The 12,536-nt window shown below is 72.9% G+C and carries 13 protein-coding genes; 3 read left to right on the top strand and 10 right to left on the bottom strand.

The features are described from left to right. Window position 1 precedes the first annotated feature (1 nt). Both AC6JBM_RS25100 and AC6JBM_RS25105 read right to left on the bottom strand, forming a co-directional pair. On the bottom strand, window positions 2-412 hold the full coding sequence (locus AC6JBM_RS25100) for an RDD family protein (RefSeq protein WP_497986018.1): 411 nt from the start codon (window positions 410-412) through the stop codon (window positions 2-4). Between the two features lie 38 nt (window positions 413-450). Continuing rightward, a complete protein-coding gene (locus AC6JBM_RS25105; protein WP_497986524.1) occupies window positions 451-993 on the bottom strand; it encodes a CGNR zinc finger domain-containing protein in 543 nt (180 codons plus the stop codon). Window positions 994-1,032: 39 nt separating this feature from the next. On the opposite strand from AC6JBM_RS25105, the gene AC6JBM_RS25110 reads away from it, so the two are divergent. Then, window positions 1,033-2,043 carry an EamA family transporter gene (locus AC6JBM_RS25110; RefSeq protein WP_497986019.1) on the top strand — a complete coding sequence of 337 codons (1,011 nt, stop codon included), beginning with the start codon at window positions 1,033-1,035 and terminating at the stop codon, window positions 2,041-2,043. 32 nt (window positions 2,044-2,075) lie between these two features. After that, window positions 2,076-4,250 (top strand): DEAD/DEAH box helicase, encoded by a 2,175-nt coding sequence (locus AC6JBM_RS25115; protein ID WP_497986020.1) that lies wholly within the window; start codon window positions 2,076-2,078, stop codon window positions 4,248-4,250. A gap of 10 nt (window positions 4,251-4,260) precedes the next feature. Here AC6JBM_RS25115 and AC6JBM_RS25120 read toward each other — a convergent pair whose 3' ends face one another. From AC6JBM_RS25120 to AC6JBM_RS25145, 6 genes are all read right to left on the bottom strand, one after another. Continuing rightward, the gene (locus tag AC6JBM_RS25120; RefSeq protein WP_497986021.1) at window positions 4,261-4,731 is read right to left on the bottom strand and encodes a hypothetical protein; all 471 of its coding nucleotides are present in this window, start codon (window positions 4,729-4,731) and stop codon (window positions 4,261-4,263) included. Window positions 4,732-4,747: 16 nt separating this feature from the next. Then, a complete protein-coding gene (locus AC6JBM_RS25125; protein WP_497986022.1) occupies window positions 4,748-5,074 on the bottom strand; it encodes a hypothetical protein in 327 nt (108 codons plus the stop codon). Window positions 5,075-5,141: 67 nt separating this feature from the next. Beyond that, window positions 5,142-7,142: a beta-galactosidase gene (locus AC6JBM_RS25130; RefSeq protein ID WP_497986023.1), complete on the bottom strand. Its 2,001-nt coding sequence runs from the start codon at window positions 7,140-7,142 to the stop codon at window positions 5,142-5,144. Window positions 7,143-7,154: 12 nt separating this feature from the next. Beyond that, window positions 7,155-8,327, bottom strand: coding sequence for an ABC transporter substrate-binding protein (locus AC6JBM_RS25135; RefSeq protein WP_497986024.1), 1,173 nt, complete (start codon window positions 8,325-8,327; stop codon window positions 7,155-7,157). Window positions 8,328-8,504: 177 nt separating this feature from the next. Further along, entirely contained in the window at window positions 8,505-9,350 is an 846-nt protein-coding gene (locus AC6JBM_RS25140; RefSeq protein ID WP_497986025.1) for a carbohydrate ABC transporter permease, read from the bottom strand. Beyond that, a complete protein-coding gene (locus tag AC6JBM_RS25145) occupies window positions 9,350-10,216 on the bottom strand; it encodes a carbohydrate ABC transporter permease (protein ID WP_497986026.1) in 867 nt (288 codons plus the stop codon). The genes AC6JBM_RS25140 and AC6JBM_RS25145 overlap by 1 nt, the downstream gene beginning before the upstream one ends. A gap of 212 nt (window positions 10,217-10,428) precedes the next feature. On the opposite strand from AC6JBM_RS25145, the gene AC6JBM_RS25150 reads away from it, so the two are divergent. Next, window positions 10,429-11,430 (top strand): LacI family DNA-binding transcriptional regulator, encoded by a 1,002-nt coding sequence (locus AC6JBM_RS25150; protein WP_497986525.1) that lies wholly within the window; start codon window positions 10,429-10,431, stop codon window positions 11,428-11,430. On the opposite strand, the gene AC6JBM_RS25155 is transcribed toward AC6JBM_RS25150, so the two are convergent. Together AC6JBM_RS25155 and AC6JBM_RS25160 are read right to left on the bottom strand one after the other, a co-directional pair. Next, window positions 11,403-11,834, bottom strand: a complete 432-nt coding sequence (locus AC6JBM_RS25155) for a GNAT family N-acetyltransferase (RefSeq protein WP_497986027.1) — start codon at window positions 11,832-11,834, stop codon at window positions 11,403-11,405. The genes AC6JBM_RS25150 and AC6JBM_RS25155 overlap by 28 nt on opposite strands. A 183-nt stretch (window positions 11,835-12,017) precedes the next feature. After that, window positions 12,018-12,512 (bottom strand): MarR family winged helix-turn-helix transcriptional regulator, encoded by a 495-nt coding sequence (locus AC6JBM_RS25160; protein ID WP_497986028.1) that lies wholly within the window; start codon window positions 12,510-12,512, stop codon window positions 12,018-12,020. Window positions 12,513-12,536: the final 24 nt, after the last annotated feature.

The raw sequence follows: 12,536 nt of genomic DNA on the forward strand, positions 1-12,536 counted from the left end.
GTCAGCCGCGCACGACGAGCGTCTTGGCGGCCATGTCGCCGATGCGGCGGCGGCGCTGCGAGGAGAGCACCACGATGAAGCCGACCAGGTAGGCGAAGAAGCCGTCGATGATGCGCAGGATCGTGCGGATGGCGGCCTTGCCCGCGCCCGGTACGCCGCCGGTGGCCTCGTCGACGACCTTGATGCCGGTGACCATCTTGCCGACGGTCTTGCCCAGCATGCCCTCCATGAGGATGTAGTACGCCAGCGCGACGACGAACAGCACGAAGCTGCCGGTGGACAGCCGCGTGAAGTCGAACCCGGAGGCGTCGGTGCCGCCGAAGATCGGCTGCAGGATGAAGTTGATGACGCCGAAGATGATCGCGTCGATGATCGTGGCGACGACCCGCCGCCCCGTCACGTGAACGTCCATGTGCCAATCCTCCCCGGTGGACTGAGACGGAGGTGACGTTACCCGCCGGAGGCCTTCCGGGCGCGGTATGCGGCGACGTTCTGCCGGTTGCCGCAGCCGGACTCGCAGAAGCGGCGGGAGCGGTTCTTCGACAGGTCGACGACGACGTCCTGGCAGTCGTCGGCGGCGCACACGCGGAGGCGGTCGAGGGCGCCGGCCCGGATGACGTCGACCATCGCCATCGCGAACTCGACCATGAGCCGCACGTCGAGCGGCTGCTCGGCGGCGGTCGCGTGCAGGTGGTAGTCGAACTCGTCGTGCCGGACGAGCTGGGGCAGGGCGCGGCCCTCGCGCAGCATGGCATTGACGAGCTCGACGGCCTCGTCCTCGCCGGCGTTCCACAGCGCCCGCAGCCGGGGCCGCAGCGCGCGGACGGCCTCGAGCTCGGCCTCGTCGTGGCGGTGGGAGCCGGTGTACCGCTGCCGGCGCACGAACGCGTCGAGCGCGGCGATGTCGGGCAGCAGCTCGCCGTCGTCGGCCGAGTCGGTGTTGACGAGGGCCGCGGTCGCGGTGAGCGTGAGTTCGGTGTCATGAGTGAAAATCTTCTTGACTCCTTACCGGCGCGGGCCTACGTTGCTGTCATGAGCATAACGCGGTTTGGCCATGACGCCCGGGGGCGCGGCGCGGCCGGGCTCGGCCTCGCGGTGCTGGGCTCGGCGATGTTCGGCACCTCCGGGGTGTTCGCCGACGCGCTGATGGCCACCGGCTGGACGCCGGGCGCCCTGGTCACCTACCGGATCGCGATCGCCGCGCTGGTGCTCACCCCGTTCGCGCTGTGGTCGCTGCGGGGCCGCTTCGGGCTGCTGCGCTCGGCGCTCGGCGAGGTGCTCGCGTTCGGGGCGGTCGCGGTCGCCGGGTGCCAGCTGTTCTTCTTCAACGCGGTCCAGCGCCTCGACGTGGGCGTCGCGCTGCTGCTGGAGTACGGCGGCATCCTGCTCGTGGTGGCGTGGGCCTGGCTGCGGCACGGGCAGCGGCCGCGGCGGCTCACCGTCGCCGGGAGCGTCGCGGCGCTGGCCGGGCTCCTGCTGGTGCTCAACCCGGCCGGGGGCGGCCTCGACCCGGTCGGCGTGCTGTGGGGCATCCTGGCCGGCACCGGTCTGGCCGTGTACTTCGTGATGGCCTCCCGCGGCGAGGGCGCCCTGCCCCCGATCGCGCTGGCGTGGGCGGGCATGGTCGTCGGCGCGCTCGGCCTCGCGGTCTTCGACGTCACCGGCCTGCTGCCGTTGCGCACCAGCGCCGCCGACGTCACGCTGCTGGACCGGGCGATGCCCTGGCCGGTGCCGATCGCCGGGCTGGCCGTCATCGCCGCGGCCCTCGCCTACGCCACCAGCATCGCCGCGACCCGCCTGCTCGGCGCGAAGGTGGCCTCCTTCGTCGGCCTGCTCGAGGTGCTCTTCGCCGTGCTGTTCGCGTGGCTCGCCCTGGGCCAGCGCCCGGGCGGCTGGCAGCTGGCCGGCGGCGTCGTGGTGCTCGCCGGGATCGCCCTGGTCCGGGCGGACGACGACGGCGAGGCCGGCGTGGCCGAAGAGCTCCGGTCGGTGACCCCGGCCGCGGAGCCCGCCCTGGTGCCCGGCCCGGACGTCTCGTCCTGAGGAATGCCGGCCGTTCCGGTACGTTCGACGGCATGACGGCCCCGACCCGCCGCGAGACGCGCGCGCTGCTGGCCCGGGCCGCCGGGACGCACGCCGACGCCGAGGCGATCGTGCACGCCGTGGACGCGGCCCGGACCGAGGTCCTCGAGGCCTACGCGGTCGCGAGCGAGCCGCAGGTGTGGACCGCGATCGAACAGATGTCGATCGAGACGGTCAAGGACACCGTGGACGGACGGGCCCGGCTCGACGAGCTGCCCGCGCACGGCATCACCTCGGTCGCCGACGTGCTGCGCGCCGGGCCGCAGCGGCTGACCCGGGTGCCCGGCATCGGCGAGGGCACGGCCCGCAAGACCATCCACGCCGCCGAGCAGCTCAAACTGGCCGCCCGCGACGCGCTGCAGTTCCGCATCGACTTCGACCCGAAGAACCCGGACATGACCCGCCTGGTGCGGGCGCTCTACACCTGGGGCGCGGTGTGGACCACGGCCGGCTCCCACGAGGCCGAGGCGAAGCGGCTCGCGGCGGACCTGGCCGAGCAGCGGCCGATCGCCGGGCCCGCCGAGGCCGGGCCGCTACGGCGGCTGTTCATGCGGGCCGGGGACAAGGCGGTCGCCGACGAGGCCGCCGGCCGGGTCCGGGCGCTGGTGGACGCGGCCGAGGCGAGCGGCCTGCCCGCGGCCGCCGCGGCGGTGCGCAACGTCCGCACGCCCCGGGACAAGCAGGTCTGGCGCGACTTCGAACAGCACTCGGCCGACTACTACGGCCTGCTCGCCCAGGTCGTCGGCCTCGGCGGCGACGTCGCCGCGAGCGAGGGCTTCCTGCCGGCCGACATCGTCGAGCGGGTCGGCGCGCAGCAGCTGGACACCTCCCGCCTCAACGACCGGCTCCGGCTGCGCGGCTACCAGTCGTTCGGGGCCCGGTTCGCGCTCGTGCAGCGGCGGGTCGTGCTCGGCGACGAGATGGGGCTGGGCAAGACGGTCCAGGCCATCGCCGCGATGGCCCACCTGGCCGCGCGGGGCTCCACCCACTTCCTGGTCGTCTGCCCGGCCAGCGTCCTGATCAACTGGTCCCGCGAGATCGCCCGGCACTCGTCGATCCCGGTCGTCAGCCTGCACGGCAGCGGCCGGGCGCGGGCGGTCGCCCGGTGGCGGGCCCAGGGCGGCGCCGGGGTGGTCACGTTCGGCTCGCTCGGCGCGCTCCAGCTGCCGCCGCCCCGGCCCGCGCTGATGGTCGTCGACGAGGCCCACTACGTGAAGAACCCGGGCGCGAAGCGGTCCCAGGCGGTCAACCGGGTCGCGGCGGACTCCGAGCGGGTGCTGTTCCTCACCGGCACGCCGATGGAGAACCGCATCGACGAGTTCCGCGCCCTCATCGAGCACCTGCGCCCGGAGGTCGCGGCCGGCATGGGGCCCGAGCACGCGGCGATCAGCGTCGAGGCGTTCCGCCGCGCGGCCGCCCCGGTCTACCTGCGCCGCAACCAGTCCGACGTGCTCACCGAGCTGCCGGAGCTGGTGCAGGTCGACGAGTGGGAGGAGTTCGGCGCCGAGGACGGAGCCGCCTACCGCGACGCGGTGCGCGACGGCAACTTCATGGCCATGCGCCGGGCCGCGTTCGCCGTGCGCCGCCCGCAGGACTCGGCCAAGCTGACCCGCCTGCTCGAGCTGGCCCGGGAGGCCATGGCCAACGGTCGCAAGGTCGTCGTCTTCTCGTACTTCCGCGACGTCCTCACCACCGTCGGCGCCGCGCTCGGGGCCGCCGCGTGCGGGCCGATCACCGGCTCGACCCCGGTCGCCGAGCGCCAGCGGATCGTGGACCGGTTCACCGCCGCCGCGAAGCCGGCCGTGCTCGTCTGCCAGATCGAGGCCGCCGGAGTCGGCGTGAACATCCAGGCCGCCTCGGTGGTGATCCTGTGCGAGCCGCAGGTGAAGCCGTCGATCGAGGCCCAGGCGATCGCCCGCGCGCACCGGATGGGCCAGGTCCGCACGGTGCAGGTCCACCGCCTGCTCATCGCCGACTCGGTGGACGAGCGGATGATCGAGCTGCTCGGCTCGAAGGCGCAGCTGTTCGACGCGTACGTCCGGCACAGCACGATCGCGCAGGCCACTCCGGGCGCGGTGGACATGTCCGAGGTACAGCTGGCGCGCCTGATCGTGGCCCAGGAGCAGCAGCGGCTCTCGGGCGCGCCGCAGCCGGCCCCGGCGCCGTGAGCGCCGCGGGTCAGGGCTCCAGCGCGGCGCTGAAGTCGGACGTGGCACCGGCCGGGCGCAGGGAGTGGGTGCCGTCCGCGCGCCGCAGCCGCAGCCCGTCCTCCTCGCGGGCGCGCCGCCACGCGACGAACACGCCCGCGCCCAGCACCGGCAGCAGCGCCACCCCGAGGACCGCGAGCGTCACCGCCTGTGAGGTCGTGGCCGCCGCCACGGCCGGCAGGAACAGCACCGGAGCCAGCGCGACCGGCCCGGCCGCCACCGCGCGCCACCAGCGGCGGCGGCGCCGGGCGATGCCGGGGCTGGCGATGGTGAACGCCACGGTCGCGCCGCACTCGGGGCAGGTCAGCTCGGACCGGGCGCGGCCGGTCGCCGGGCGGGGCGCCGCGACGGGGTAGAGGGCGTAGGTGTTCCAGGATCCGCCCGCCGACTCGCCGGAGCCCGTCCGGTGGGCGAGCTGCCGCAACGGCGCATCAACCGCCATCGAACTACTGTAAGGCTCAGCACCCCGGGTAGAACATGGACAGCACGGAGAGCAGGGCCAGGACCGCCCAGCCCGCGCGCAGCGCCGCCCAGAAGGGGACCGGCGGCTTGAGCAGCAGGGACACGCCGAACGCGAGCCCGCCGAGGACGAGCTGGGCGCCGCCGTACGTCAGGATCAGCGCGGTCAGCAGGTTGAACCGCCCGCTGGGGTCCAGCGACGAGCCGCAGCCGAGCCCGTCGCTCCCGTGCGCGCGCATGACGACGATCGCGGCCACGTCGGCCAGGAGGTTGCCGACGATGGCGATCGCGACGCCGAGGGCGGACTGGAGGATACGAGGCGACATCGCGCCCGATCTTAGGCGATGTTCGGCGACGCAGCAGCTCGCAGGTGTGCGCGGCCCGGGTGGCGCCTCAGGACGTCACCACCATCACCGCCCGTGGGGCCAGGACGCGGCCCGGGCCGGCGAGGGCGGACACGTCCAGCGGGCGGTCGGTGCGGTTGATGAGGAAGCGGTGCGCGCCCCGCACGGCCAGCTCGACGGCGCCGCGCAGGGCCGCGGGCAGCTCGCTCGGCACGCCGGCCCGCGCGGCCAGGGTCGCCAGCAGCGGGGTCAGGCCGGCCGGGCCGAGGCGCGTGGAGACGTACGCGGCCGAGCCGGGGCCGGGCGCCCGGCGGGTGACGGCCGGTCTTCCCGCCTGCTCGCCGGTGGTGTACCGCACGAGCACCTCCGTCGCCGGGTCCACCACGTCGATGCGGTCGGTCCACAGCGTGCCGGTCGAGCCGTCGTCCAGCGCCACGCGCTCGTCGTCCAGCAGCGGGCCGAACTCCTCGATGCGCAGGCCGAGCAGCTCGCGCAGCGCGCCCGGATAGCCGCCCAGCCACACGTGCTCGTGCTCGTCCACGATGCCGGAGAAGTAGGTGGTGACCAGGTGCCCGCCGGTGTCCACGAAGGCCTCCAGCCGGTCGGCCAGCGGCCGCGGCACCATGTACAGGATCGGCGCGACGACGAGCTCGTAGCGCTCCCAGGCGCCGTGCGCGGGCACCACGTCCGCGCGGATGCCGAGGTTCAGGAAGGCCGTGTACCAGTCCAGGGCCTCGCGCCGGTAGCGCACCCGGTCGCTGGGGTGCGAATCCTGCTCGGACGCCCACCAGGACTCCCAGTCGAACAGGATCGCGGCCCGGGCCGGCTCGCGGGGCGTCCCGGCGACGGGGGCCAGATCGCGCAGCGTGGCGCCGAGCTCGGTGACGGCCCGGAACACGTCGCTGTCCTCGCCGGCGTGCGGGATCATCGCCGAGTGGTACTTCTCGGCCCCGCCGGCCGACTGGCGCCACTGGAAGAAGCAGACCGCGTCCGCGCCGTGGGCCACGTGCGTCAGCGAGTCGCGGGCCAGCTCGCCCGGGGCCTTGGCCTTGTTCACCGGCTGCCAGTTGACCGCGCTGGTGGAGTGCTCCATGAGGTACCACGGACGCCCACCGGCGAGGTTGCCGACCAGGTTCGCGGAGAACGAGAGCTCGTCCAGGCCCTGTGGCCCCGGGATCACGTAGTGGTCGTTGGCGAGGAAGTCGAGCTCGGCCGCCCATTCGGCGTAGTGCATGCCGCGGGTGTCGCCCATGAGCAGGAAGTTCGTCGTCACCGGGATGTCCGGGGTGTACTGCCGCAGCAGGTCGCGCTCGGCCCGCAGATGCTCGCGCAGGGCGTCGGACGAGAAGCGCTTGAAGTCCAGCTGCTGCGTCGGGTTCGGGTAGGACCCGGGCGCGGGCCGCCGCGGCGGGAGGACCTGCTCCCAGTCGCCGTAGGCCTGGGACCAGAACGTCGTCGCCCACGCGTGGTTGAGCGCACCGATCGTGCCGTACCGCCGCCGCAGCCACAGCCGGAACGCCCGGGCGGCGTCGTCGGAGTAGTCGTAGACGTTGTGGCAGCCGAGCTCGTTGTTCACGTGCCAGGCGGCCAGGGCCGGGTGGGTGCCGTAGCGCTCGGCGAGCGCGGCGACGAGCTCGAGGGCGTGCGCGCGGAACACCGGCGACGTCGGCCGCCAGTGCTGCCGCGCGCCCGGCCACACGGTGCGCCCGTCGCGGTCGACGGGCAGGATCTCGGGGTGGGCCGCGGTGAGCCACGGCGGCGGGGACGCCGTCGCCGTGGCCAGGTCGGCCGCGATGCCGTGGCCGTGCAGCAGGTCCATCACCTCGTCGAGCCACGCGAAGTCCCAGGCGCCGGCGCGGGGCTGGATGCGGGCCCACGAGAAGATGGCCAGGGACACGATGTTGACCCCGGCCGTCCGCATCGCCCGCATGTCCTCGCGCCAGACCTCGCGCGGCCACTGCTCCGGGTTGTAGTCGGCGCCGAACGCGAGGCGCGGCCGGCCGGGCTCCGACGGCCAGCGCAGCCATCGGTGACGGGGGTGCTGCGGCACGGACGAACTCCCTTACTTGACGGTGAAGCCCTGCTCCCGCCCGTACTTCACGGACGCGTCCTGCCACGCCTTGAGCCCGTCCTGCAGGGTCGCCCCGCCGATGTAGGCCTTGCCGGCGGTGTCGTTGTAGATGCTGTTGGCGTACACCTGGAACGGCAGGTACGACCAGCCGCTCGCGACCTGCCCGGCCGCGTCGGAGAGCACCTGGTTGACCTTCTGGCCGCCGAAGTACGGGAACTCCTTGTCCCGGAACGCCGGCGAGCTCAGCTGCGCGGTGGTCGCGGGGAAGGCGCCGTTGTCGGCCCGGCTCTGCGCGCCCGCGCCGACGGTGGCGTACCTCGTGAACGCGTACGCCAGCTGCTTGTTCTTGCCGAGCTTCGGCAGGGCCAGCGACGAGCCGCCGTTCTCGGCCACGACCTTGCCGCCGGCCGTCCACTGCGGCATCGGCGCGACCCGCCACTTGCCGTCCGCGGCCTTCACGCCGGACTCGAGGTTCGCGGGCATCCAGGCGCCGATGACGAGCGTGGCGATCGTGCCGTCGCCGAGGCCCTTGTACCAGCCGTCGCTCCACCCGTTGATCGGCGCGAGCAGCTTGCCGTCGATGAGCTTCTGCCACAGGGCGGTGAACTGCTTCGTGCCGGCGTCGGTGAAGTCGACGCCGACGCTGGTGCCGTCCACTGTGTACGGTCGCCCGCCGGCCTGCCAGATCATGCTGGTCGTGAACCCGGCGTCGCCGGTGTCGCTGGTGATGTAGACCTTCGGGTCGGCGGTGTGCAGCTTCTGGGCCGCCTCGTAGTACTGGTCCCAGGTCGCGGGGACCGCGACGCCGTGTTTGTCGAAGACCTCCTTGTTGTAGAACAGCGCCATCGGGCCGGAGTCCATCGGCAGCCCGAACAGCGTGCCGCCCGAGTGCACGGCGCCCCACGGGCCGGGGGTGAAGGTCCCGTCGAGCCCGGAGCCGTAGCCGCCGAGGTCGTCGAGCTGCTTGCCCAGCGCGAACTGGGGCAGCGCGTAGTACTCGACCTGGGCCACGTCGGGCACGCCGCTGCCGGCCTTCATCGCGTTCTGCAGCGCGGTGTACTGCTTGTCCCCGGTGCCGACGTTGCGCAGGTCGACCTTCACCTTCGGGTACTTGGTCTGGAAGTCGGCGACGACCTGCTTGAGGGTCGGCTCCCACGCCCACACGGTGATGGTGCCGCCCGCGTCGAGCGCGGCCTGCAGGTCGTTGTCGGAGGCACCGGTCGGCTTGTCCTCTTCCTGGGGTCCGCAGCCGGCAACCAGCAGGGCGGACGCGGCTGCGAAGAGCAGGCTTCTACGGCGGATGGACGTCATGACGGTTCCCTTCGCGGGGTGTACGAGGGCTTATTCCTTGACGCTTCCGGCGCTCAGGCCGGACTGCCAGTACCGCTGCAGCAGCAGGAACGCGGCGATCAGCGGCACGACGGTGAGCAGGGAGCCGGTGATGACGAGGTTGAACACGACGTCGCCGCCGGCGGTGACGGCCTGCCGGTTCCAGGCGGACAGGCCCAGCGTCAGTGGGTACCAGTCCGGGTTCTTGAGCATGACCAGCGGCAGGAAGTAGTTGTTCCAGGTCGCGACGACGTTGAACAGCAGGACGGTGACGGTGCCGGGGGCCAGCAGCGGCGCGGCGATGCGGAAGAACGTGCGGAACTCGCCCGCGCCGTCGACCCGCGCGGACTCGAGCAGTTCGTCGGGGACCGCGTCGGCCGCGAACGTCCACATGAGATACAGGCCGAACGGCGAGACGAGCGACGGGATGACGATCGACCACGGGGTGTCGGTGAGGCCCAGGTTCGAGAACATCAGGAACGTCGGCACCGCCAGCGCCGTGCCCGGCACCGCGACCGCCCCGATGACGACCGCGAACACGCCCCGCCGGCCGGGGAAGTCGAACTTCGCCAGCCCGTAGCCGGCCAGCGCGGCGAGCAGGGTGGCGCCCCCGGCCCCGGCGACCACGTAGAGCAGGGTGTTGAGCAGCCACCGGGTGAAGATGCCGCCGTCGTACGTGAACGTGTCGGCGATGTTGTCGAAGAGCGCGAAGCCGTGGCCGAACCACAGCCCGAACGTGCTCAGCAGGTCTGGCTGCGTCTTGGTGGCGTTGACGAGCAGCCACGCCAGGGGCAGCAGGGCGTAGACCAGCATGACGCCCGACAGCACGGTGAGGGTGACGCTGCGGCGGGGTCGCATCAGGCGGCCCGCCGCAGCCCGCGCAGCTGCACGGCGTAGGCGACGGCCATCGTCAGCACGCCCATGACGATGGCCACGGTGGCCGCGTAGTTGTACTGCTGGCCGCCGAAGCTGAGGTAGTACGCGTACAGGTTGGGCGTGAAGGAGGTCGGGATCGTGTTCGGCGCGAGGATGCGCAGGATGCTCGGCTCGGCGAAGAGCTGGAAGCTGCCGATGATGGAGAAGATGGTCGCGATGAGCAGCGGGCCGCGCAGCGCCGGGAGCTTGATGGCGCGGATGACGCGCAGCTGCCCGGCGCCGTCGAGCGCGGCGGCCTCGTAGAGCGCCGGGTTCACGACTCGCAGCGCGGAGTACAGGATCAGCATGTTGTAGCCGACGAACTCCCAGGTCACGACGTTGCCGATCGAGGCCAGCACGTACCGGGGCGACAGCGGGTCGGGCAGGTCGACGCCGAGCGCGTCGCCGAGGTTCGCGACCAGGCCGAACTGGGTGCCGTACATGAAGCCCCACAGCAGGGTGGCGACCACGGCGGGCACGGCGTAGGGCAGGAAGACGGCGATGCGGAAGAACGCGGCGCCGTGCAGCCGCCCGCTGTCGATGGCCAGGGCCAGCAGCAGCGCGAGCAGCAGCATGATCGGCACCTGGACGACCAGGAACAGCGCGACCCGCCCGAACGCCGACCAGAACTGCGGGTCGTCGAGGGCCTTGGTGTAGTTGTCGAGGCCGACGAACGTGGTGCCGCCGATCAGGCGGGTGCGGAAGAGGCTCAGGTAGATCGCGTAGCCGATCGGGGCCAGGAAGACGAGCGCGAACACCGCCATGAACGGCGCCACGAACCGCCAGCCCGCCCAGGATCGTCGCCGCACGGTGCCGCTCCCTCCGCCGTGTTTACGTAAACATCGACTGACGCTTTCTGCGCATCCGTGTGGATGTTTACGCAAACATTGGTTGCGGTATGGTGGCACCCCTCAACATGAACCGTCAAGACACGCCTGGAGCACGCATGGACCAGCAGGCCCGCACCGCGGATCGCGGCGGCGCCGGCGTGCCCGGCGGCCGGCGCAAGCAACGGGTGTCGATGGCCGACGTGGCCGCCCGGGCCGGCGTCTCGGCCCAGACCGTCTCGCGCGTGTCCAACGGTCACCCGGCGGTCGTGGAGTCCACGCGGCAGCAGGTCCTCGCGGCGATGCGCGAGCTCGGCTACCGCCCGAACAGCGCGGCGCGGGCCCTGCGCTACGGCCAGTTCAACACCATCGGCGTGATCCTGTTCGGCCTGTCCTCGACGGGCAACAGCCGCACCGTGGAGGCGATCGCGACCCACGCGGCCGCCGCCGGGTACGCCATCACCCTCATCCCGGTGGGCGTACCGACACAGGACAACGTCCTCGGCGCGTTCACGCGCATGGACGAGCTGGCGGTCGACGGCGTCGTGGTCATCATGGAGGTCCACCTCCTGGACGCCGGCACGGTCGCCTTACCGCCCGGCGCCCACGTGGTCGTCGTCGACTCCGACGCCGGCGACCGCTACCCGGTCGTCGACACCGACCAGGCCGACGGCGCCCGACAGGCGGTCCGCCACCTGCTCGACCTGGGCCACCCGACGGTCCACCACGTGGCCGGCCCGGAGGAGTCGTACGCCGCCACCCGCCGCGCCGACGCCTGGCGCTCGGTGCTGTCGTCGGCCGGCCGCCCGATCCCGGACCTGCGCCGCGGCGACTGGTCGGCCCGCTCGGGCTACGAGGCCGGTCTCGTCCTGGCCGCCGACCCGTCGTGCACGGCCGTCTTCGCCGCGAACGACCAGATGGCCCTGGGCGTGCTGCGCGCATTCCACGAGTCCGGCCGCCCGGTGCCGGCCGAGGTGAGCGTGGTCGGCTTCGACGACATCCCGGACGCCGCCTCCTACCTGCCGCCGCTGACCACGGTCCACCAGGACTTCGCCGAGGTGGGGCGCCGCTGCGTGCAGGCCCTGCTGGCCCAGATCAGCGACTCCCCGGCCCACCCCGGCACCGACCTGGTCCCGACCCGCCTCATCACGCGCGCGAGCACCGCCCCCTACCCGAGCGGCTTGCGCAGGATGTAGTTCAGCCCGAACTCGGTCTCGCTCTCGCGCACGTCGACGTAGCCGAGCCGCCGGTAGAACCCGTGCCCGGTGATGCTCGCCCCGGTCTCCATGAACGCGTGCCCCTCGGCCTCGGCGAGGCCCTCGATGTGCGCCATCAGCGCCCGCCCGATCCCTTTCCCGGCCGCCCGGGGGTCGACGAACATCGTGTAGACCTTGTTGCCGTCCCGCGACACCGTGCCGTGCGGGGCCACCCACATCTCCCGCAGCCCCGCCAGCTCGACCAGCCGCCCGGGCGTGAAATGTGCACACATCCGCTCGATGACCTCGGCCGGGTAGTCGCGACTGTTCGTCTCACGCAGACAACGCCCGATGATCCCCGCCACGACGACCGCATCGGCTTCCTCGAACCGTCGAATCCTCACGCCACGCCACCCTCCCGGGACCACCGCCGGGCCGTCGCCACCGCCCGCCCGCGGTCCCCGCCGACGGACACGAGCCTAGTGGCGGAAGAGGCGCAGGCCGGTGCGGGTCAGGGTGATGCCGTGGCGGGCGGCGAACCCCGCGATCTCCGCGGAACGGGCGGCAATCCAGGCCGCGCAGCAGGCTCAGTCCAGGCTCCGCAGGAGCTTGCGGGCGATGGCGTCGAGCGCGGCGCGCTCCTCGGCACTCAGGGCGGACAGCAGTCGCGACTCGTTCGCCACGTGCTCCGTGGTCACTGCGTCGACCAGCCGCAGGCCCGCCGGGGTCAGGGCGACCCGCAGGCTGCGGCGGTCGTCGCGGTTGGCCCGGCGCTCGACCAGCCCGGCCTCCTCGAGCCGGTCGAGGCGGTTGGTCATCCCGGCGCGGGACAGCATCAGGGTGTCGGCCAGCGCCGAGGGGATCAGCTCGTACGGCTCCCCGGCCCGGCGCAGCGCCGCCAGCACGTCGTACTCGCCCCGCTGCAGCCCGTGCCCGGCGAACGTGGCGTCCACGGCCCGGCCCAGCCGCCCGTACAGCCGGCCGAGCCGCCCGAAGGTGGCCATGGCGTCCAGGTCCAGGTCCGGCCGCTCGCGGTGCCACTGCTCGATGATCCGGTCCACGTCGTCCGGCGGCGTCGTCATGCCGACAATACTATTCGAGGCAAG

The sequence above is a fragment of the Dactylosporangium thailandense genome, from assembly GCF_059739745.1.